General features: G+C 34.3%; 16 protein-coding genes, 2 pseudogenes and 1 riboswitch. Of the genes and pseudogenes, 10 read left to right on the top strand and 8 right to left on the bottom strand.

Annotated features, from left to right (window positions below; genetic code table 11):
- Nucleotides 1–3 precede the first annotated feature (3 nt).
- The 7 genes from JOC75_RS13850 to JOC75_RS13820 all read left to right on the top strand — a co-directional run bounded on the left by JOC75_RS13850 (nt 4) and on the right by JOC75_RS13820 (nt 7,977).
- The gene (locus tag JOC75_RS13850) at nt 4–1,578 is read left to right on the top strand and encodes an LXG domain-containing protein (protein ID WP_204954636.1); all 1,575 of its coding nucleotides are present in this window, start codon (nt 4–6) and stop codon (nt 1,576–1,578) included.
- A gap of 19 nt (nt 1,579–1,597) precedes the next feature.
- Entirely contained in the window at nt 1,598–2,392 is a 795-nt protein-coding gene (locus JOC75_RS13845; RefSeq protein ID WP_204954635.1) for a hypothetical protein, read from the top strand.
- Nucleotides 2,393–2,430: 38 nt separating this feature from the next.
- Nucleotides 2,431–2,802 (top strand): hypothetical protein, encoded by a 372-nt coding sequence (locus tag JOC75_RS13840; protein WP_204954634.1) that lies wholly within the window; start codon nt 2,431–2,433, stop codon nt 2,800–2,802.
- 66 nt (nt 2,803–2,868) lie between these two features.
- The gene (locus JOC75_RS13835; RefSeq protein ID WP_204954633.1) at nt 2,869–3,897 is read left to right on the top strand and encodes a hypothetical protein; all 1,029 of its coding nucleotides are present in this window, start codon (nt 2,869–2,871) and stop codon (nt 3,895–3,897) included.
- 294 nt (nt 3,898–4,191) lie between these two features.
- Nucleotides 4,192–5,670 (top strand): spore germination protein, encoded by a 1,479-nt coding sequence (locus tag JOC75_RS13830; RefSeq protein ID WP_204954632.1) that lies wholly within the window; start codon nt 4,192–4,194, stop codon nt 5,668–5,670.
- 10 nt (nt 5,671–5,680) lie between these two features.
- A complete protein-coding gene (locus JOC75_RS13825) occupies nt 5,681–6,874 on the top strand; it encodes a Ger(x)C family spore germination protein (RefSeq protein WP_204954631.1) in 1,194 nt (397 codons plus the stop codon).
- 11 nt (nt 6,875–6,885) lie between these two features.
- Nucleotides 6,886–7,977: a GerAB/ArcD/ProY family transporter gene (locus JOC75_RS13820; protein WP_204954630.1), complete on the top strand. Its 1,092-nt coding sequence runs from the start codon at nt 6,886–6,888 to the stop codon at nt 7,975–7,977.
- Between the two features lie 133 nt (nt 7,978–8,110).
- Here JOC75_RS13820 and JOC75_RS13815 read toward each other — a convergent pair whose 3' ends face one another.
- From JOC75_RS13815 to JOC75_RS13795, 6 genes and pseudogenes are all read right to left on the bottom strand, one after another.
- Nucleotides 8,111–8,785: a 4'-phosphopantetheinyl transferase family protein gene (locus JOC75_RS13815; protein WP_204954629.1), complete on the bottom strand. Its 675-nt coding sequence runs from the start codon at nt 8,783–8,785 to the stop codon at nt 8,111–8,113.
- A gap of 1 nt (nt 8,786) precedes the next feature.
- The gene (locus JOC75_RS13810; protein WP_204954628.1) at nt 8,787–11,882 is read right to left on the bottom strand and encodes a non-ribosomal peptide synthetase; all 3,096 of its coding nucleotides are present in this window, start codon (nt 11,880–11,882) and stop codon (nt 8,787–8,789) included.
- 135 nt (nt 11,883–12,017) lie between these two features.
- Entirely contained in the window at nt 12,018–13,769 is a 1,752-nt protein-coding gene (locus JOC75_RS13805; protein ID WP_204954627.1) for a methyl-accepting chemotaxis protein, read from the bottom strand.
- Nucleotides 13,770–14,071: 302 nt separating this feature from the next.
- Nucleotides 14,072–14,163, bottom strand: a riboswitch (cyclic di-GMP riboswitch).
- Between the two features lie 460 nt (nt 14,164–14,623).
- Nucleotides 14,624–15,208, bottom strand: coding sequence for a pectate lyase (locus tag JOC75_RS23995; protein WP_338036591.1), 585 nt, complete (start codon nt 15,206–15,208; stop codon nt 14,624–14,626).
- 9 nt (nt 15,209–15,217) lie between these two features.
- Nucleotides 15,218–15,688: pseudogene (locus JOC75_RS23990) on the bottom strand (RICIN domain-containing protein); the annotation flags it as partial.
- 330 nt (nt 15,689–16,018) lie between these two features.
- Entirely contained in the window at nt 16,019–17,008 is a 990-nt protein-coding gene (locus tag JOC75_RS13795; protein WP_204954625.1) for a tRNA dihydrouridine synthase, read from the bottom strand.
- 497 nt (nt 17,009–17,505) lie between these two features.
- Here JOC75_RS13795 and JOC75_RS13790 point away from each other — a divergent pair, with 497 nt between their 5' ends.
- The 3 genes and pseudogenes from JOC75_RS13790 to JOC75_RS13780 form a co-directional block, all read left to right on the top strand.
- On the top strand, nt 17,506–19,059 hold the full coding sequence (locus tag JOC75_RS13790) for an ABC-F family ATP-binding cassette domain-containing protein (protein ID WP_204954624.1): 1,554 nt from the start codon (nt 17,506–17,508) through the stop codon (nt 19,057–19,059).
- 144 nt (nt 19,060–19,203) lie between these two features.
- Complete coding sequence (locus JOC75_RS13785; protein ID WP_338036587.1) at nt 19,204–19,761, top strand: methyltransferase; 558 nt, start codon at nt 19,204–19,206, stop codon at nt 19,759–19,761.
- A pseudogene (locus JOC75_RS13780) lies at nt 19,758–20,183 on the top strand (ATP-binding cassette domain-containing protein); the annotation flags it as partial. The gene JOC75_RS13785 and the pseudogene JOC75_RS13780, both read left to right, overlap by 4 nt.
- 675 nt (nt 20,184–20,858) lie before the next feature.
- Here the strand turns inward: JOC75_RS13780 and JOC75_RS13775 are convergent.
- Both JOC75_RS13775 and JOC75_RS13770 read right to left on the bottom strand, forming a co-directional pair.
- Entirely contained in the window at nt 20,859–22,469 is a 1,611-nt protein-coding gene (locus JOC75_RS13775) for an ATP-binding protein (RefSeq protein WP_204954622.1), read from the bottom strand.
- 218 nt (nt 22,470–22,687) lie between these two features.
- Nucleotides 22,688–23,176 (bottom strand): CBO0543 family protein, encoded by a 489-nt coding sequence (locus tag JOC75_RS13770; RefSeq protein ID WP_204954621.1) that lies wholly within the window; start codon nt 23,174–23,176, stop codon nt 22,688–22,690.
- Nucleotides 23,177–23,459: the final 283 nt, after the last annotated feature.

Here is a 23,459-nt window from a genome sequence, read left to right as displayed (position 1 = left end):
AAGTTGAAGATATTAAAGGTAAGTGAAGTTGTTGACGAAATCGACCAAATTATTCAAAAAAAAGAAAAGGAAAAAGAACAGATTCTTTCCATTAGAAACACCATGAATCAAATAATTGAATTAGATGAAGCCCTTAAAGGAAAAACTGGTGAAGCAATAAGAGAACATTTCACAGTACTGCATATTCCTGTCATCCTTTTGCTTAATCAATTCTTAGATCAATATATTATTCGATTAAATGAAACTAGAAAAAAAATTAATGAATACGAGTCTGACAATGGGCTTATCAGCGAAGAATTCATAGAAGTGGCAGTTCAAAAGGGACTTACAAAGATAGAAAGGCTTACTCATGATACCGTTAGTCAAATTAATCAATATTATGCAGAGGTCAGTCATTTAGTCTATGAACCTTCCGTTACTACTGGAACGTTTGATTTTAAAATGATAGATACGAAAGAACATTTGAAAGAAACCATTGAAAAATTAAACACACTTGATGAAAGATGTTCTTCAGATTTGCAGTCATCTGCTGAAGATCTAAAACAACTTTCACAATTTATTGCAAAAATTAAAGGGTGGACTAATGAAGGTATCTCACTAAGTCAAGAAACCGTTCGCGACATAGAAGAATACTTTTTGAGCACAAACACAATTCAAAAAATGATAGATGATGCAATAGACCTTTCGGTTAAGCAAGGGGATTCAACATTTATGGGAGATATCGCAAGTTGGCTTGATCTCCTCGGGAAAGGTAATGGTGCACTTGATGTCGCTAAAGGAGCTCTAGCTGTTAGCATTCTTTCAACAAAATTGCTCGCACTTAATGGAGACGGAAAGGGTAATTTTAAAGTCATTGCCAATCCCAACTGGACTATGGGATCGAATAAGAAATATGAATCAAAACTTGCAAGTACGATCTATAATATTATGAAAAAGGGAGACAAAAACTCCAATAATATTATAAAACAATACCTCAGTAAATATAATAATACCCCCAGCGGCTTGTTAAGAAGTCTAATTGGTCTTAATTCTAACACTACAAGAATAAGCTTTGGAAAAATAATAGAGGAACAAAATACGTTATTAAGATTTTCACAAGCTGAGTTAAAATCTTATCGAATGAAATTTGATATAAAAGCAACTGTAGATCAATTTACTGATGCTAAAAAATTTGCTACCTTAGGTAGGAGAGTTCCTTATGTTGGTATAGTGTTTTCTATTACAACTAATTCCGGAGAATTTTTCAGCGATAAAAATCAATACAAATCAGATGGCGAGAAAATAGGTCGGTTTGCTGGTGGCATTGGCTTAGATATCGGAATAGCCGGTTTAACTACTGGAGGGGCAGCTATTGGAACATTGATTTGTCCTGGTATAGGCACTGTAATTGGGGGAGCTGTTGGAGCTGGAATAGGGATAGTAGGTTCCTGGGCAATCGAGGATAAAGTGAAGGACTTTGGCGAATCCGTTGGTCATTGGATTGAAAATGATGTAGCTGATTATGTAAAGGATTCTAAGGAGAATGTTACAGAGATATTTTCTGATGCAACAAATTTTGTGACTGGTTTCTTTAAATAATATAACTGGATGGTGCACCATGAAAAATACCATTAATAAGCAAATTATACTATCTACAGGTGAATTAGTCGCTACACTATCACTTTGTGGGTATGATCATTTAGCACGACAAATTTTAAATAATTTTAATCTTGTAAATAATGAAGATGAAATCATGAGGTTTTCAGATCAAACTGAAATGTCATTAAAGCAAAAAGGATATTGGGATGAAAATCGAGGAACAAGAATTGCTTCAGGATTAGAGAATTTATTAACACTTCTTGTACAATCCAACAAAAAAATAAGATGTGTAAGAAAAAGTAATATTCTGTTTATTCATTTACTAAATAAGGATTATTCTCTACTGCAAGAAATCTCCAGTGATGTTCATTCTTTTTCTTTTCTTAAGAATACAGAAGGTTATACCACATCTTTAAGTAATCATTTTCAACTTGGAAATCCTAAAGGTGACGCAGTTTCTGGCCTTCAGCCATTCGAAGTAACCTCTGACGTATTTGATGAACTTCACAATACAGAAACAAAATTGAATGATTTTTATAAAAATAATAGTGAAATGAACGAAACATTCCATACATTTTTAAAGGATTTTTATGAAAATAATCAAGAATTTGATAATCTATCATTCATCACATCAAATTATGTGAAAGATACAATGGAATTTGATCAGGTTGCTTTTTTTCTCCCAAGTAAAAACCATGTATGGCATATTGAATATGAGCAAATAGTAGATCAAAAGATTCTTATTATTCCAGTAAGTGAACGATCTTACTTAAATAGAATCGAAGGTACTATTAAAGAATTCTTCAAAAAATGATAGTATACTTCTAAACTATTACGATAGGAGATCTACTAATGAAAGAAAAAACGATTGGTTTAATGATTGCTATAGTCGTCATGACATTGATGTCTTTTGTGTTTATGGGCTTAGATATTCCGTTTCCAAGTACATATCTAGCATTGATGATAACAACGAATGCCATTGTTGCATTTATTTCCATTATTCTACAAAAGGCAACCATAGTAATTTATGAAGGTAATGTTAACAAAGAAAAAAATAGTATTTCTGACTATGTTTTTAGCTACATTGCAATTGGTTTTTCTGGAATCAATTATTATGTACAAAAGGTATTAAACCGACTACCATTTCTACTAAACAAATTGCTTGCAATCACCTTTTTTCTGATTATCTTTTTCCAATTATTTATGATTGCAGATATTTATTAATGAATTTAATTAATGGTTGGTTGAAACAATTTACTCCTCGAAAAAACGATTCCCGGAGGAACAGTGATGACAATAGATAAAAAACTTACTTTAACAACAGCAGAACTTATCGTTACACTTGAATTATGCGGATTTGTCAATTTTGCAAAAAAACTTAGAAAGGATTATCGTTTTAAAGATACAAGCCTTTCAAATGAAGCAATCGGGAATCTCAAAACAAAAGGATATTGGAATCCAAGAAGAAAAACAAAACTCACTATTGAGCTACAAGAGATTCTGGAATCGCTAGTTCATTCTTCAAAAATGCTTATTTGTGAAAATAAGCTACAAAAGCTTGTCATTCATCAAAATAATAGTGATACATCTCTTATTCAGTTGATTTCAGATGGTGAGCATAGTTTTAGTTATCACCATATACGATCTGGATTAGTTGAGTTATTATGTCACTTTTATGATGTTCAATCTTCTACTAAAAAAGAATTTAAAACAATACAAACAATCGAAATAACCGATAAAGAGTTTGACTCCTTACATACTTTAGGAACAGCAGATATTGAAAAAATGATGAAAGATCCTTACCTACATAATCAACTTACTAGTTTTCTAAAGGACTTCCAAAGAAATAGTAAATCCTTTCATTCATTTTCTTTTATAGTAAAAACAAGTTCAGCTAAACATAAAACTGATCAGCTTGCCTATTTCCTTCCTAATGAAGACTTTATTTGGCATGTTGACTATGAACAAGTAAAACTCAATAAAATATATTTTGTTCCTGTTTCATTCTCTGATTACTTTTCTAAAATAGAAGACACCTTACAAGAATTCTTTTATCAGCCATCTTCTCAATCAGTTTCTACAGAACAAGTGGTTACAGTTCCACAGAAAGAAGATCCAAAACCATTCTCCATGAAAAGAGGATTTATTTTTCTATTAAAAGGCAATTTAGTATTAGGATTAATGATCCTCATTTTCTTTATTAATAAAAATCAATGGTCACCTGATGGATCCGAAACTGTTACGACATACTGGTTATTATTTGAAATATTACTACTTGTTCTTTCTGTTACAGCCTGCTTACGACCTAAAGAAAGCTAATATCAGATATTACCCATTAATAAGCAAAGCTGAAGACACCAAAACTCTGATCAACTTGGTGTCTTTTTATAAAGATAAGATCCATGAACGTTTTATTTTGATAAGTTAGGACTTTTGTTAGTTACTCTCTTCTGGAGTTAACATAAAATCTTACTAAAACACCTACCTCAAACTCTCATTTAAATAAATAAAGGTTTGCTACATAACCTCATTTCAAATATTCCTAATCAACATACATTATCCAACAATTACTAGCACATACTATGATTAACCTTCTAGAAAAGTTGGTGTTTTATGAGCAATTCTAGTTCAAACGAGTTAAATCAATCATTAACTGAAAATGTAACAACTATCTTAAACCAGTTGGGTAATAGCCAAGATATCCAAATTCGCCATCAGCAGACAACTGATGGAAAAATAAAATACGCACTCATTTTCATTGATGGAATCAGCAACTCAGAGACCATTGAAGAACAAGTGATCAAACCATTGAGAAACAATTCTAATCATCATACAGATAGTAGAAACCAAATAAGCTTCCTGTCAGAGTTAGTTGAGACAAAAACAGTTAAGCTCACATCAAAGCTTACAGATATTGTTGATGAGCTCATAGTTGGTAATACTGTGATTTTAGTAGATGGGGCTGATAGCAGTATTATTGCGAATACGACAAAATGGCCGGAAAGAAGCTTGGAAACTCCCCAAGCACAGCGTATTCCAAAAGGACCAAATGTTGCTTTTAATGAGTCTACCTCTCAAAACCTTGGTCTTATACGTAGGATTTTACGTAATCCTACGCTTCGTGTAGAGACAGATGTTTGTTCTTCAAAAGTAAAAACGCAGGTTACACTTCTTTACATTGAAGGGGAAATTCAACCTGAAGTATTACAAGAAATTAAGAAAAAAATGAAGGAAGTAGAAGTAGAGGTACTGTTAGATTCTAGTTATTTAGAGGAAATGATGACAAGTGAGGTATTTACAGATTTTCCACTTACTCTTTCTTCCGATCGACCAGATGTGGTATGTAGTGAGCTGCTAGAAGGAAAAGCTTCCATCATTGTAGACGGAAGCCCCTTTGTGATTACTCTTCCAACAGTACTATCACAATTTTTCCAATCACCTGAAGACTACTATACCTTAACTAAAGGGATCAGCTTTAAACGCGTTTATCGTGTTCTCTTTTATGCGTTATCCATCATACTTCCGGGACTATATATTTCCTTTACAGTTCACCATCCAGGTCTTGTCCCATCTAAGCTGCTAATCAGTATTGTCGCTCAACGCGATATCGTCCCTTTTCCAACCGTGCTTGAAGTCCTTATTTTTTTCATTTTGATACAGATAATTACAGAAAGCTCCTTACGCTTACCTCAATCAATTGTACTCACTGTTTCTGTTTTTGGAGCGATCATTCTTGGACAATCTGTTGTTGATGCTAAATTAGTTCAGCCTACGACTCTGGTCGTAATGAGTGCGAGTTATATATTGGCTAGTGTTATCCCAGTGTATTCTCTAAGACCTGTAGCTAATCGACTAACTTTAAGATTTATTATTTTATCAGGCTTGCTTGGTATATATGGGATCATGCTAGGCATTTTATATCTTTTACTTCATTTGACTTCTCTACGTTCATTTGGTGTTCCCTATTTGTCTACAATCGCTCCGTTTAATATGGCAGATCAAAAGGATAATATCCTAAGAATGGACCTAGATAATATTATGAATAATCCGAAGAAATTCACTTTAGAAGAACCAACAAAAAAACGTAAATAAGTGGTGTGATATGAAGCATAGTAAAATCGTATTTATTATCATGTTTATTGCCATAATCGCCTTCTTTGTAATCGGTAATACTGTTGAAAGTCAGTTAATAAATAAACTAGCCATTGTCTCCGCCATAGGACTAGACATGGAAGAAGAGCAATATGTAATTAGTGTACAGGTGGTAAGTCCTTCTTCAGATCAAAAAGGTGCATCCGAGGAATTGGGTGCGGTTGTTTATAAAGAAAAAGGACGAACAATCACAGAAGCATTTCTTAAGCTGAATAACTCAATATCGAGAACCTTATTTTTCGACGATACTGATATTTTGATTTTACAAGATAAACTATTAGAAACGAAGGGAATCACGGATATTACTGACTATTTAATTTTAAATCCACTCGTCTCTACTAATATAGAAATACTAGTAAGCAAGGATGTTACAGCCAATACCATATTAAGAACCGTTACACCTGTGCAAAAAGTGTCAGCTCTACGAATTAAAGAAATATTAGCAAACAACCAGCTTAATGCAGGTACATCATTTAAAATGTATCCATCCAATGTGCATAATGATTTATTAAATAAAATTAAACAAACGGCATTACCTTATATCACCATTCAAGGAGATATTGAAAAGGGATTAAAAAAGGAAAACATTGAGGAATACAGCCCTTCAACCATCTTCAAATTGAATGGTATGGCTGTCTTCAAAGAAGATAAGCTTATTGGCTTCCTTGATGATAAAGAAAGTAGGATTTATTCGATGTTTCAAAAGAAAATAAACAGAACATTACTAACAGTTACATGCCCAGATGAAGAAGATCGATTTGTTGGTCTAAATGTAACAGATTTAAATTCTAAAATTACTTTTGAGGAAGCTAAAAAACCATTAACATTTTCTGTTGACGTACAAGTAGAAGGAGAAATAAGAGAAAGTCAGTGTTCTAAATCTGTTGATTATCCTAATTTAGAAAAAATCAAAAAGAGCTACAAAGATGAAATGACAAAAGATATAGAGCAGCTTATCTCCAAAAGCAAGGAAATGAATAGTGATTTCATTGGCTTTGGTAAAAGTATCTACTTAGTGAAACCAAGAAAGTGGAATGAATTAGCAAAAAATTGGGACCAAACCTATAAAGAATCAACGATAAAGATAAATGTTGATATAAATATTCCGTTAACCGGTGACTCGATGTCTAATGTTTCTCCATAAGGTGGGTTGAGATGAAAAAACAAATGATTACTCCTTTCCAACTAAATGCTCTACTTTGCTTGTTTCTCCTTGGAAGCACGGTTGTTTTAGGATTAGGATTAGAGGTGGAAGAGGATGCATGGATTGTGACTCTACTTTCTTCTGCAATTGGCATACTCATTCTACTTTTTTATATTTTTCTTATTGCAAAGTACGAGCTAAATTTGGCTGAATTACTCATTAAAGGATTTGGAAAATATTTAGGGAAATTCTTTGTCTTTTTATACATTTTCTATTTTTTATATATTGCGAGTAGAGTTGTAAAAGATTTTACCTATTTCATTGCTCAAACCTTATTCTATCAAGTAGAATTTTGGCTGATTTCAATCACATTTATATGCATTGTTGCATACGGTTCCTCTTTAGGAATTGAAGCATTAGCTAGAACGTCTGAAATTCTGTTTTTCTTAGTTATATTAATGCTTCTTACGATTATTGCATTTAGCATTTTATCCGATCCCTTTGATTTGAGTAACCTACTTCCTATCTTTTCAAACAATTGGGGAGCCATTTTTCAATCCATGTTCCCAGAGCGGATTACTTTCCCATATGGAGAACTAATTGCCTTCACTCTTCTATTTCCATTAATAAATGACAAAAAAGCCTTAGTAAAAAAAACATGGATTGCCATTCCAATCGTCACCTTCCTGATCCTTGTATTAACAGAGATCACAATTGCAATGCTTGGAGCTAAGGTAGCAGCATTATATACATTTCCATTAGTGAAATCAATCGAACAAATTGACATATGGGACTTTATCCAGCATTTAGAAATTTTGTCTGTATTCACGTTCTTTTTTGTAGGCTTTATAAAGGTTTCTATCTTTTTTAAAGCAGCATTATATAGCGCACATTCTTTAGTTAAATTTGATAAAACGAAACTAATCTTACTATTTGCCAGCATCTTATTTTTAATGGCCGTGTTTAACTCGTCCAGCTTGCCACAGCATTTTTATATTGGGCTCAAAGTAATTCCTGAGTATATTCATTTACCTTTTCAGTTTGGCATTCCAATTTTGTTGTTTTTTGTTTTACATATTAGGTTGAAGTTAAATAAAAATTAAAGTTTAGTAAGTATAATCTTCACAGAAGTCTACCTTCACAGTTCGGGACTTTCACCCTAAAGACTATACCCATGCCGGGCGCACCAAAATGAAGCATGAGAATACTCCCATGCTTCTCCTAAAAAACTACTCACTAGGTCATAGAGGTACCTGCCCCTACGTGCCAATTTAATAACTCTTCTTCATCTATAGCAATAACTCGATAATCCGTTTTAAGCTCTGAACAAATAGAAAGTATTTTTTCATTCGGTAAAGTTTTCAATGAAAAGGAGAAATTACTTCCATTAACATGCCATTCATTCTCTATCCTATAGAATGAAATCATTGTTGGACTTAAAAGGAAGCCACAGCCTAACGCTTTTACATAGGACTCTTTTAATACCCACAGCTTTGTTAACAGATTTTTATCTGTTTGTTGCTGGATGAATACTTGCTCATGCTCTGATAAAAACAAACTACCATCAATATTCACTAATTTACTTTCAATATCAATGCCAAATTTACCGGTTGAAAGACCTACTGCAACAGTACCGTCACTATGGGAAATCGAGATCTCTCCACTATATCCTACAAAATACGGTTTACCGCTATCTGTATGTGATAAGGCATACGAGCTACCTAACTCATTTATTTGCATCATTTTAAGTAAAGAAATCCCTAATAAAGAATCATATTTTTGCTTGAAAAACTGATATTTCTCAAGATACTTCTTTTCATAAAAAGAAGCGTGACGGTATAACTCAACAAAGATCATCTCACTATAGGTTGCTTCTATCGTATAAATTATAGGATTTGTTACATCTCTCATACTATTCCATCTCTTTTGGAGTAGGTAAAAAACCTACTTCGATCGCATGTGTTAACATACGATGAATGAAATCCTCATCAGGAATAGGAAAGTTAATGCCCTTTTCATTTAGCGTATTTGTTGTAGCAGGACATGCATATACTAAAGGTGAATTTTTTGCTCCATCGCCTTCTAATCCTGCCATCGCCAACTCTAATCCCTCTTGATTTTTCGGATTATCATTATATAACCAGTCCTCATAGACGTTTAGATCAACTAGCTCAATAGGATAGCCAAATGACTTGATACTGTTTAACATGTCCGCAAATGACACATTATGAGGATTACAAATATGGAAAACACCTCCAACCGATTGATCATCTAAAGCTAACGCAACAATTGATTTACTAGCAATATTAACCATTGCAAAATCCATGTTTGCTTCTACCTTTGGGGCTTTGCCTAATAATATAAAGCTCTTAATCATTCGATAAACAGCATTAGAATTAATATTTGTCTGGAACTTACCTGATTCAAAATGACAAGTAACATTACCTGGTCGATAGATTGTCACTGGTATACCTTCTTGATAATACTTTTCTACTAGTTTCTCAGACTTTAGTTTACTGTTCGTATAAAGATTCGGAAGATCAGGTGCATCTGAAATATTTTCAGAAGTTAAGAATTTGTCCCAATATCCCTCTAAAGCCAGTTCTTCCGGAATTCCTATCGTTGAAACATAGTGGAAACGGCATCCCTGATCTTTAGCAATTTGCAGTAGATTTTCTGTTCCTACAACATTGGACATTGTAAAGGATTCTTCACTTCCAAAGTGGCGTACATCTGCACCACAGTGAATAATGGAGTCAATAAGGTCCAATTTATCATAATCGGTCACATGCAACCCTAAATTCTCTTTACTAAAGTCTCCAACAAGGATCTTTATTCTCTCATGAATATCCTCATCATCCAGTGACCCCGGAGAAGCATAATAATTCAATGCTGATTGAACCTTAGACCATCCCTCTTCTTCGTTAGCTGCTCTAACTAATACATAAATCACATGTGCAGAAGCATTTAACAAATCTAATAAAATATGAGACCCCAAATATCCTGTAGCTCCAGTTAAAAGAGTAGTTGTTTGCTCTTTCAGTTGAACTTGTTTATTTGTAGATAAAGTTATTGGATGCTCAATAAGTTTAATTTTTTCATGAAATTGTAAAGATTCATTTTCGTTCGTTTCATTCGTTTGATTTGTTAGAATATACTGTGATAATGACTCAATAGTAGGATTCGTAAAGAAATCATTTATTTTCAATGATTTGTAATCTTTCTTCAGAAGTGTTAACGCACCTAATACCTTAAGGGAATGACCACCAAGCTCAAAGAAGTTCTCGTCAACCCCTATATTCATTATCCCTAAGACCTCTTGCCACACTTTCAGTAGATTAACTTCTACATGATTTGAAGGTTGTTTCTTTTCCTCATCAAATGAAGCTGAATTCTCTAGAGGTAACGCAATTAATTGATTGCGATTGACTTTAAGTGTAGGCGACAATGGAATCATAGGCAATTCAATAAAATATGTAGGAATCATATAGCTTGGTAGACCGTCAGAAATGATTTCTATAACTTGTTTCTTTGTAGCACGATGACCTTCTTTTATTGAATAGTAAGCAACAAGAACTTTATCACCATTGACTTCCTTTGGAACCACTGCCCCTTCCTCAATAAAATCGGCTCTAAACATTCTATTCTCAATTTCACCTAATTCAATGCGATAGCCTCTTATTTTGACCTGTAGATCAACACGTCCTAAGTACTCAATATGACCAGATGGTAATAATTTCGCTCTATCACCAGTACGATAAACAACTCGATCGGAGTAAGGAACTTTCACAAATACTTTTTCCGTTTTGTCCGGTAAATTAAGATATCCTTCTGAAACAGAAATCGAGTCAATTAACAACTCTCCTTCAACTCCAACTGGATTCAATTCTAAATCATCATTTACAACATAAAACTTATAATTTGAAAAAGGCTTACCAATCGGTACATTTTCTACTTTACTATCTTTTTCACCATCTACTCGATAGTAAGAGGCAGCAGCAGTTGCTTCTGTTGGTCCATATAAATTAACAAGCTGAACATGCTTAAATTTATTATGAAATAAGCGAACAACTTCACCTGTTAATGCTTCTCCACCAACTCCAATCATTTTTAAGGTGTGAGTTTTTTTCGCATCATCTTCATTTGCATAAATAGAAAACTGTTTTAATGCACTGACTGGAAAAGCCATAACATGGGTAATTCCATATTTCTGCACAGTTTCAGCAAATGCAGTCACGTCAACTCGTTCCTCTTTTGTTAAGAAATGTAACCTTGCGCCACTATAGATCATTGTACACACTTCAATAAAAGAGGCATCAAAAGACAACATAAAAAATTGTGCCAATACATCTGATGGAGAAATAGAAAATTCACTTTTCAATGCGTAACCAAAATTAACAATGCTTTCATGGCGAATTTTTACTCCTTTTGGTGTACCAGTTGATCCTGAAGTATATATAATATAAGCAAGGTCATGATTTTCAACAATGACCGCTGGTGTAGTATTCTCTTCTGAAATATCTTCAATAGATATATAAGGAACGGCTGATTCTATCATTAAATGAGCTAAAATATCTTTATGTTCTTTAGATGTTAGTACAAGCTTACTCGTAGAATCCTTAATAATATATTGATTACGCTCCTCAGGATTTTCGGGCGTTAATGGCACATACACTGCCCCAGCCTTCATAACTCCTAGCATCGCAATAATTGCTTCAATACTACGATCCATAAAAACCGAAATGTAATCGCCAATTCGAATTCCTTGTGAAATCAGATAATTAGCAACCATATTCGATTTCTCATCTAAAGCCTTAAACGTAATTGTTCTATCTTGACCATCTGAAACGGCTATATGCTCTGGATACATGGTAGCTGTTTCCACAAAAACATCATGTAAGCCTTTATTAGTATGGAAAAATTGGTCTGTATGATTAATTTCTGACCATAAGCTCTCATCCACAACTGATAGTACCTTCACTGGCTTTTGTTTGACTAATGTTGGCATCTATAAACACATCCTGTCCATTTATTTGAAAATATCCTTAGTTTTCGTATATGATCCCTCTGCAAAGTTTTAGCACCAAAAACCTATAGAGACTTTTTCCCTATAGGCCTGGTAAATAAAAAGCAATTTTAAGTACTATACTTTTAAAGTTGATACTGCTTCTTCAAGACTATCAATTACTTTTTTCATATCCTGTGCCGAATCAACAATTTTATCAAATGAATCCTTCTGACCTTTAATACTATCTGTTAATGAAATAACTGTATCGCTATTTTGTGTTGTTAAATCTGTAAACTGTTCAAAAGTAGCCGTAATTTGTTGATTTTCTGCAGACATCTGTTCTGTTGCTGCAGATATTTCATCCATTTGAGCAGACACATTTTGCGCAGAATCAAGAATATCAGCAAAAAGAATTCCTGTCTCTTGTACAAGAGACACACCAGCGTTCGCGTATTTGACCCCATCATTGATTGAAATAACAGCTTCTTCTGTTTCTTTTTGAATATAATCTATTAATGATTTAATTTGCTCTGCAGAACCTTTTGATTGTTCAGCTAGCTTTTTCACTTCATCAGCAACAATTGCAAATCCTTTCCCATGCTCCCCTGCTCTTGCTGCTTCAATGGAAGCATTTAAGGATAACAGACTTGTTTGCTCGGAAATACTTGTAATCAGTCCAACAATCGAATGAATTTCATTAGAACGTTCATTAAGATTTCGGATAAGTTTTTCGGAGTTTTGAGACGATTGATTAATCAATCCCATTTGTTTTCCTACTTGATCAACTGAGTCACTTCCTTGCATTGCACGACTCTCAGTCTCTTTTGATCTTTCACTAACATTAGAAATATTACGAGCAACTGTCTCTACACCAACAGACAATTGTTGTAATGAAGAGGAAATTTCATAAGCAGATCCACTTTGAGATTCAAATCTTCCTGACATTTCTGACACGTCAGTAGTAATACGATCCATTTTTTCACTAGTTGCGCTTACAGAAGTGAATAATGAGTCATAGTTACTTGACGTATTCTTCGAAGCAGATCCAATCGAATTAATTAAACTACTTATATTATCCACCATCGCGTTAAAGCTAACGGCTACCCTACCTATCTCATCATTCGACTCTCTTAATCTCACATCGTAATTACCTGCTGTGACAGACTCGATCCCACTAGCAAGCTCACTGATTGGTTTATATAGTTTTCCTAATAAGAAATATTCCAGCACACCAATAACTACAACTACAATTAATAGAATCATACCTACAGTCATTAAAATATTTCTTTGACTATCTACAAAGCCCTGTGCGTTAAAGTCCATTCCATAATAAGCATAAACCTTACCATTTTCATCCACATACGGTTTAGCAACTGTAATCCACGTTCCTAAATCATCTGAATAAATATCAGAAACTACTATGTCCTTTTCAGCCGTCAGCTCTTTAACTAGCTTGACGATATTATCAGGCTGACCATACATATCCCCAATTGTTAAATCCGCTTCCGTTTTAAGTATGTCTAATAATTCTGACGGTGAAGCAATTAAACTCGTTTCTGATCCATTTTCTAGCTCAGTACCAAAAATATAACCTTGTGCAACTGAAGGTTGATAGTTTGATAAATCATCAAAATGACTAACCAAACGTTGAAGAGCTTCACTATTCTCATCATCTGTTTCCATTACTTCCATTACATCTTTAGGATCAATATCCTGTGACCATGTTTCAACAATTTGTTCAGCATCTGTTACTAGATCCTCTAACATAAACTTAGAATTAACAGAGTAACTTACCCCAGTTATTAAAATAGCAACTAAAGTAGTTGTGATGATACTAAATAAAATACTTTTTGTTTTTAATGATATATTTGAATACCATTTCTTCATTGTTGTACACTTCCCTTAAATTATTAAAATCTATTGTGAAATAACAAAAACATTGTCGACAAATATTTTATCGGCTATATCATCAAATTACTTAACTCTTTTAAAATTAATCTTTGTTAAATTTTGTTGTTGATTTCGCTAAAGGGAATCGCTTCCGTCGGCGGTCCGAGAGTCTCATACCTTTCACTACAATCAGCAAAGTGAAAAATCAACATAAAGCTTTAACATAGCCTAAAAATAAAGAGCTACCTCAATAAGAAGTAGCCCAAAAGAAGTCAAACAATCCCCAAAGTCGTTGATTGAAAAGCAACTGGCTGACCTATACTCTTATGTCTCGTATTTAGTCCCTATAGTTTTGCGTCCCATTTTTTCAAATAGTTTGCCTATATTAAATTTAGATATATAGCCTTAGGTAATATATCATACTTTTATCACAATCGCTATGCCGGAATAATAAGTCTGAATATTACGATTATATTAAATAATGCGAAAGAAAACAGGTTTTGATCCAATTGCTTTTTACTCCCTATTAAAAAACATATACGGCATATTGAATACGAGAAAATAGCAGAATATAAGATCCATATAATTCCAGAGTGTAATCCAAGGTACTAGTGATGGTGCAACCAAATGCAATTGTTGTATTTATAGCTAATATTCTACAAAAGGCAACCATAGAAATATTCGCAAAGAAAAGGACCGCCTCATTATTGACGGTCCTTTTTTTAAAGCTTCTTCAAATAATAATTCAATTATAATAGAATTTGCTTCACGTTGTTCATCATTGTAAGGTGAAAATTCTACTACCTTCCAAGGTGGTAATCACTCCCCTTAGAACTGCATCCTTACTACCACTAATTGAATTCTACATTGCCACTTTCTGATACATGCTTCACACCATACCATTTTTTCCCTACATTAGAATAACGAGTATTCACCATTCTAACTTTACTAGTACTGCTATCTGTTCGGAAAATTGCCTCGTTCATATCCGTGATAACAGAGCCTTCAATATAAACCTCTGTATGGAAAGTAGAGCCACCTAATTGACGAATCATTTTTCCCGCATCTCTCGCTGTAAAGTTTATAATATCTAATTGTGAAGGCGCATTGATTTGAAACATTTTGTCACTACCATGTTGAGCAGAACCACCTCGAATGACAACATGTCCTTCTTTTTTAATCGTCATTGCGTCCTCACCAATATCTTCCCAAACCACATTTTCTATTAAAGCATCACCATAGGTATGTACACCATCAGCTGCCGGTGCACCTAATACTACATTTTTCAATGTTGCTCCATCTTCTAATCGGAAAACCGATTTTTGACCTTCTTTTTGACTTCCATCTCCAACCGTTGTAGGATTTGCAACATACCTATTTCCCGACCCATCAAATACTTCACCGGCTTTTACTACGATTGTGCTGTTCACTACAATTGTTTCCTTTGGCTTTACTTCAACAAGCTTCCATTGTTGATTTGCTCCACCTAAATCATCATATTGTACAACATTTGCACCGTTTTCCTTAGACCTCTCATAGACTTCTAGTGCTTTGTTGCTAAAACGATTAATAATTTTAACGTAACCATTTCCTACATCAACAATTTTCCATTGTTGACTTTCACCATTCCAGTCCGTCCATTGTGCAACATTTGCACCATTGTCTTTATTCCAGTTACTTACTTCCATTGCCTTTCCGCTAAATACGTTTACAAATTTATGATAGCCTTGACCAACATCAATGACTGTCCATTGTTGGCTTGTGCCGCCCCAGTCATTGTATTGGGCAATATTCCCACCATTTTCAGTTGACCAACCATAAACTTCTAACGCTTTCCCACTTTGGCGGTTGACAAGCTTGTACTTTTTACTATTATCGTAGCTTGCTGCAAATGCGGGTTCTGTTACGACTAGCATTGAAAATAGTAGACCTAAAACAACAAATACTGAAACAAGTTTCTTCATTTTCCCATTCCTCTCCAAATAAATTGTAAGCTCTACCGGCCGGTTTAGATTACAAATCTATCATATAACAGCTATAGGAATTATTGGATACCGTAATAAGATCTTCATATAATTATAATATTCTGAAACATTACAGTATAAACTTTTACATAACAAACTTATATAGCAAAATTGACGAAAATAAGTCCAGTTCAATACCGTCCTTACACCCGCCAATTCACATAAACTCTAATTCTTTTATATCCTAGTTACTAGCCTACGCTATTACTCTGAATGAGAAAACTACTTCTCCGATTCCATCACTACATCGAAATTAGTTGACTCAAAGCTATCAAGTAATGCACGGACTTCATCTGTTGATTTAGTATTCATTAGCTGATTCCTTAATTCACCTGCACCTCGGAATCCTTTGACATATATCTTAAAAAAGCGATGAAGAGCAGTGAACTTACGTAGCTCTAAGCCTGAGTATTTATCATGAAGATCCATATGCAGCCTTAAGAGATCAAGCAATTCATTACTACTATGATTCTTCGGCTCTTTTTCAAAAGCAAATGGATTATGGAAAATACCACGCCCAATCATAACTCCATCAATATCAAATTGCTGAGCAAGCTTTAATCCAGTTTGATAGTCAGGGATATCTCCATTGATTGTCAGAAGTGTATCTGGTGCTACCTCGTCACGAAGCTTCTTAATTTCTGGAATCAGCTCCCAATGAGCATCTACTTTACTCATTTCATTTCTAGTACGCAGATGAATAGATAGATTCGCAATATCTTGTTTCAAGATATGTGTTAACCAGTCGCGCCATTCGTCTACTTCTGAGAATCCAAGCCTTGTCTTTACGCTTACAGGCAATCCTCCTGCTTTTGCAGCTTGTATTAAATCTGCTGCAACCTCAGGACGAAGGATAAGTCCACTTCCCTTTCCATGCTGTGTCACATTAGGTACAGGACAGCCCATATTAATATCAATTCCCTTAAACCCAAGCTTCGCCATATCCATACTCATTTCACGAAAGAACTCAGGCTTATCTCCCCATATGTGAGCTACAATCGGTTGCTCATCCTCTGTAAAAGTCAAACGCCCTCGAACACTTTTACGCCCCTCTGGATGACAATAGCTCTCCGTATTTGTAAACTCTGTAAAAAACACATCAGGTCTCGCAGCCTCACTCACTACATGACGAAAAACAACATCCGTCACTTCCTCCATTGGTGCTAATATAAAAAATGGTCGTGGTAATTCACGCCAGAAATTTTCTTTCATAATTAAATTCAAATCCTCTCAATATGGGATATCAATACAAACGCTTGTCCCAAAATTACACAGAAAAAGGCCTATGCTTATTTTTCTTCTTTTACACTTATACCATGCTTTAGCACTTTTTATCAAATGGATTGGGGTTGTTTGTTTTTACCAGATTGGAGGGGGTGGCGGGGATGAGTGTTTTCACTAAACAATCATCTATCCCATTAACTATCATTCTAAGCTCAAGTAAACACTAAAATAATAAACCAACTTTTCACTTTAAGAAATTATTTAGGATGCGCAGTAATTATCTTCTAGTATCAAAAGAGTCCCTCTAAAATCTATAATATATGTAGTTGCTTTAGTGAACCTATTCTTATAATAAAGAAGGGGCAGACTTCAATTTAGCCCGTGAATTGAATATCATTTTGCAAAAAAATAAATTCAAGATAGAAAACCTAGTCTAAATCTAGTAAGATATCCACATGAGATATTAGAAGATAAGGGGTTAAAAAATGAGCGTATTAAACGTACAAAATTTAAGTCATGGATTCGGTGATCGTGCAATTTTTAATGATGTGTCTTTTCGACTTTTAAAAGGCGAACACGTTGGATTAGTTGGGGCAAATGGTGAGGGTAAGTCTACTTTCATGAATATTATTACTGGTAAGTTGCAACCCGACGACGGGAAAGTGGAGTGGTCACGAAAAGTTCGTGTTGGTTATCTAGATCAGCATGCTGTACTGCAGAAAGGTACTACGATGCGTGACGTTTTGAGTTCTGCTTTTCAATATTTATTTAATGCTGAAGCAGAGATCAATGAACTTTATGCAAAAATGGGTGATGAAGGTGCTGATATCGATGCATTACTTACTGAAGTTGGAGAGCTGCAAGAAACTTTAGATAGTAATGATTTCTATCAAATTAATGCAAAGGTTGAAGAAGTTGCTCGTGGTCTAGGATTAGACGATGTTGGACTCGATCGAGATATAGATGATCTTAGCGGTGGGCAACGTACGAAAGTTTTGCTAGCTAAGCTTTTGCTAGAAAAACCAGAAATCCTATTACTAGACGAGCCTACAAACTATTTGGATGAACAGCATATCGAATGGTTGAAGCGATATTTACAGGAATATGAGAATGCATTTATCTTAATTTCACATGATATTCCATTCTTAAACAGTGTTGTGAACTTGATCTATCACATGGAAAACCAAGAGTTAAATCGCTATGTTGGTGACTATGATAACTTCTTAAAAATACATGAAATGAAGAAGCAACAGCTAGAGTCTGCATACAAGCGTCAACAACAAGAAATTGCTGATTTGAAAGATTTCGTTGCTCGTAACAAGGCAAGTGTTGCGACTCGTAATATGGCAATGTCTCGTCAAAAGAAGCTCGACAAAATGGAAGTTATCGAATTAGGTAAAGAGAAGCCAAAACCAGAGTTTAACTTCAAAGAAGCTCGCGCAGCTAGTCGTTGGATTTTCGAGACTGAAGATCTTGTTATTGGATACAACGAACCACTTTCTCGCCCACTGAATTTAAAAATGGAACGTGGACAAAAAATTGCATTCGTTGGGGCAAACGGTATTGGAAAATCTACCCTTTTAAAAAGTATTCTTGGGTTGACTAATCCGATTTCGGGTAAAGTGGAACGTGGTGAGTATCAACACATCGGATACTTTGAACAGGAAGTTAAAGAGTCCAACTATAACACTTGTATTGAAGAGATCTGGAGCGAGTTCCCAAGCTTGAATCAGGCTGAAGTCCGTGCTGCTCTTGCAAAATGTGGATTAACGACGAAACATATTGAAAGTAAAATCGAAGTCCTCTCTGGAGGCGAGAAAGCCAAAGTTCGATTATGTAAAATTTTAAACACAGAAACGAATTTATTAATTCTAGACGAACCTACCAATCACTTGGATGTAGATGCAAAAGAAGAACTGAAACGTGCATTAAAGGCATACCGCGGAAGTATCTTGATGGTATCACACGAACCTGATTTCTATCGTGAAATTGCGACTGACATTTGGAATTGTGAGGATTGGACTACGAAAGTGTTTTAAATAAAGTTTAAGGGGTATCCCAGTTGAATTTTACTGGGGTACCCTTTTTCTCTTATTTCAACATGGGGTTTAGCCTCTACGACAGCACCTTAATTTTTGGGGGATTTTTGATATGTTATTACTTTCCCATGACCATTTGGTACAATGAGAGAAAAACTAGGGGCTATAATGTTTATGCTTTCTATCATTGTTTTTTCTATAGTGTTTTTTGCATTTATTTCCATTGTATATTCGACCATAAAAAATGGGATTTCACCTATGCCGACATCACCAAAAGTTAAGAAGGTTTTGGTTGTTAATCTCCCTTCTCATTCTGTAACTCAAATTGCTGAGCTTGGTGCGGGATGGGGAACATTAGCTTTTCAACTTACAAAAAAATATCCTAGTGCAACGATTACAGCTTTTGAAAATTCACTCATACCATACACATTTATGGTCATTAGAAAATTTTTATTCTCTCAAAACAATCTGATTGTTTCGCGAAAAAATTTTTATAAAGCCGACTTTTCAAATTATCACTTAATCGTTTGTTACTTGTATCCTGATGCCATGACTCGTTTAGAAAAACAATTTCACAAGCAGCTAACCAAAGAAACCATTGTCATTTCACATACCTTTGCCATCCCAAACCGCAAACCTAACAAAACAATTATAGCTAGTGATCTATATCAAACGAAGATTTACTTTTACTACTATTTTTAAAAAGTATTCTTGGCTTAATTGATCTAATTTCGGGTAAAGTTGAACACAGTTAGTATCAACACATCGGCTACTTCGAGCAGGAAGTTAATCAGTCTAACTATAACACTTGTACTGAAGAGATTTGGAGCGAGTTCCCAAGTATGACTCATGCTGAAGTCCGTGCTGCTCTAGCAAAATGTGAATTAACGACGAAACATATTGAAAATATAGTTGAAGTCCTTTCTGTTGGCGAAAAAGCCAAAATTCATTTATGCGAAATTTTAAACACAGAAACACATCTATTAATATTAGACGAACCTACCAATCACTTAGATGTGGACGCTAAAGAAGAACTGAAGCGCGCTTTAAAGGCATATCGTGAAAGTATCTTGTCGTTATCACACGAACCTGATTTCTATCGTGAAATTGCGATTGATATTTGATATTGTGAGAATTGGACTACATAAGTGTTTTAAATAAAGTTAAGGGTATCCCAGTTGAATTGTACTGGGGTACCCTTTTTCTCTTATTTCAACATTAGTTTATAACATAGGTATAACATATGAACGGTTCTAGTGTTTCTTCTGTGTTTACTAAAGTTTCCTCATTATCCCTTTACTAGCCATAAGAATATTGTTCATTAAAAAAGTGATTTGAAATTAGCTATAGCTTACAATAAAAGGAAGCACATCTTAATTCTCTGAGACATGCTCCCCTAATATTGCTTATTTTATTTCGCAAGCTTTGATTCATACGCAGAGAGGCAAAGGTTCTGTTGTTTCAGAAGCAGTAGAACTGTCCCCATGCATCAAAACACAATCGCTCATTCCGTTAACGATCATATCGCTGTTTCAGTATGATAAAGTTTTGCTTAATAGCCTTAAACGAAAATTGAATTGACAAGGATATAACAGGAAAAAGACCCGAAATCGTAAAAATTGTTTAACGAAATCAAGGTCTGACTGGTAACTATTATCACTATTCCAACAGGCACATAGATAAATAGTTATTTTTTTATTTAACAGGTGCTCAATGTTAGGAGAATCCTTAGAAATTAACATTATAGTCCATAGCATCTTATGCTCTATTCATCGTGTCAGCTTAAAATTAAGATAATCTTAATTTGTTTCCTTGTGAAGAGGGAGCTCAATTACAAACGTTGTCCCTGTATTTTCAATACTTTTAGCCGTGATTTGACCACTATGATTCTCAATGATTTTTTGAGAAACGGAAAGTCCTAAACCTGTGCCTAAGTCCTTTGTTGAAAAGAAAGGTTCAAAAATATTCATAAGGATAGCTGGTTGAATACCCTTCCCATTGTCCCTGAACATAATCTGGATAGTGTGATCTTTAATGTCCGTACAAATTCTTACAGTAAGTGGGTTATCACCTTCTGCTTGTAATGAATTTTGAAATAAATTAATAAATACTTGAAGAAGTTCTTCACGATTACAGAAGATATAGTGTTTTTCCGCATGTGAAGGTATATCAAAATCTAATTCTACATTGTAAAGCAGCGCTTCACTTTTAAGGAAATTCCATAAGTAATCTGTAAAAAAACATTTAACTTGAATTTTCTCAAACGCTTTCTCTGAAGGCTTTGCAATACTTAGAAAATCAGTAATGATTTTATTTGCACGATCAATTTCGGGAATTAGTAATTCGGTAAACATTTGCCCGATGTCTCTCCTCACTTCTTTTTCAAAATATTGAAGATACCCACGAACAGTTGTAAGTGGATTTCGAATTTCGTGCGCAATTCCCGCAGCAATTCGGCCTGCTAGTACTTGCTTTTCAGCTGCCTTAATCTTTTCCTCCATTATATAGCGATCAGTCATGTCACGTAGTTGTCCGTATGCACCAATAACCATTTCACCCTCATAAATAGGTTGGGCATCAAAGAGACAAATGATGGGATCACCAGTAGAGTTATGAAAAACGACTTCTTTACTATCATAACTTACTTCAGAAGTTAGGACATATTTGAAATAGTTTCCTATAATAGGAAGTTCATAACTACTAGAATTAGTAAAAGTATGATAAAAGATTTGCTTCGCAAAGTCAGTAAACTCTATAATAATCCCAGTTTCATTAGTAATAATGATTCCGTTTCTAGCTCCACTAAGCATTACTTGATTAAATATATTAAGCTTTCGATTTTGTTTTCTTAATAGCAACTCTCGTTCAATGGAATCTACTAGTTGACTAAGCATAGGCATAAACATGGAGTTATGAAAGTTAATTGGGACCATGATACTTATACTTCCAAGTAAATTATCCTCGTCTTTGTAATGAAACGGAGCACCGTAACATGCAATTTCGTGTAGAAACGTGTGGTAATGGTTCTCACCAATCACCTGTACCGGATGTCGCTGTTCTAAAGCCAAACTAACTACATTAGTTCCAGTATCTTCTTGTCTAAACAAACTTCCTATTGTGATACCTAAATGATCGATATTAGTTTTCATTTGTTCGTCCCCTGCTAATTCTAATAAGTAACCGTCAGAATCAGAGATTACGACTAATATATTAGTTTCTGGTAAAGAATGAATTAGTTTTTCTGAAAAGAAACGAACAACGGACAAGATTTCATTATAAATTTCTTGTCTCCTTTGAATCTCTTGTTTGGATAAAGTGACTATGGGACGAACGATCTCATCGGGATCCATCCCTATTTCTTTACACTTTTGCTTAGAAAGTGTGATATAACGTGGTTCCTTTTCGTTCAACTAGTAACACCTCAATAATAATAAATGAAAATTGTATTATAACATGAATCACTTGTCTTTTAACAAAGGGATTTTGCCCTTGGACTGCGCAACAATTTGTTCTGGTGTTCCTCATATATTTATTCAATATGCAGGCTACCGTTAGTGATACAAGGGATTACGACGGGCTTTATGTGCTACCGCTATTTCGTTAGTTGACCAACCATAATACATTTTCTTTAATTAATTTGATTATCTAATTTTCTTACAATCCCAATTACCGTTCTTGTTAATAGTGATTTAAAAATTAGACTACAAAAGGTATAATACCATTTCCATTTTCTACTCCATTCAATTAAATCCGTCTTTTTCTCCGCCAAGATTTCTATGAAAAAAGGTGGTATTGTAATAAAAATAAGCTTATAAATAATTGGAAGAATTTTGTCCTTTTGTGTCATTTGATTATAAAGAATGGTGAAAGTTGGGTATAGAAAGAAATCAAACAGTATATGAGTGTCAAATGATTTCGAAAATAAACGTACAGGATACTTCACTATTTTATGCTTTGATAAGATATTATCAATTAAACCGTTGGTAACGGCATTGAACAAATAAACGATTATCCAATCTTTTACTGGAGGCTTTCTGATAAGTAGAGGAATGAGTATCACTAAATTTATAATTAGTGTAATTCGTAAGAGCTTCTTCTGGGTTTTATTTTGTTTCATAACAAACATCCTTTTATGATTAAAGTTCTTATTAGGATGCTCATTCATATAGGTAATTATGAACTCGTAAATAAAATGGTCTCTGTTATGTCATTGAAAACACACATATATTAAGGCTGGGTAATATTTAGTAAAGTTCCGCCACGTTCTATTTTTTCATTTAACGCTAAAAAGCAACAAAGTAAAGAGTATTGATTTAATCTCCAAAAGGTTCAAAAAAAAGTTACTAATCATTCCCTTAAATTGTCTTAAAAAATACTCCAATAAAAGTCTGATCCTACAC

Origin of the sequence: Metabacillus crassostreae (genome assembly GCF_016908395.1) — a bacterium.
Classification (GTDB): domain Bacteria; phylum Bacillota; class Bacilli; order Bacillales; family Bacillaceae; genus Metabacillus; species Metabacillus crassostreae.
The sequence above is the reverse complement of the archived record's forward strand: the minus strand, read 5'-3'. Positions and strand labels throughout refer to the sequence as shown.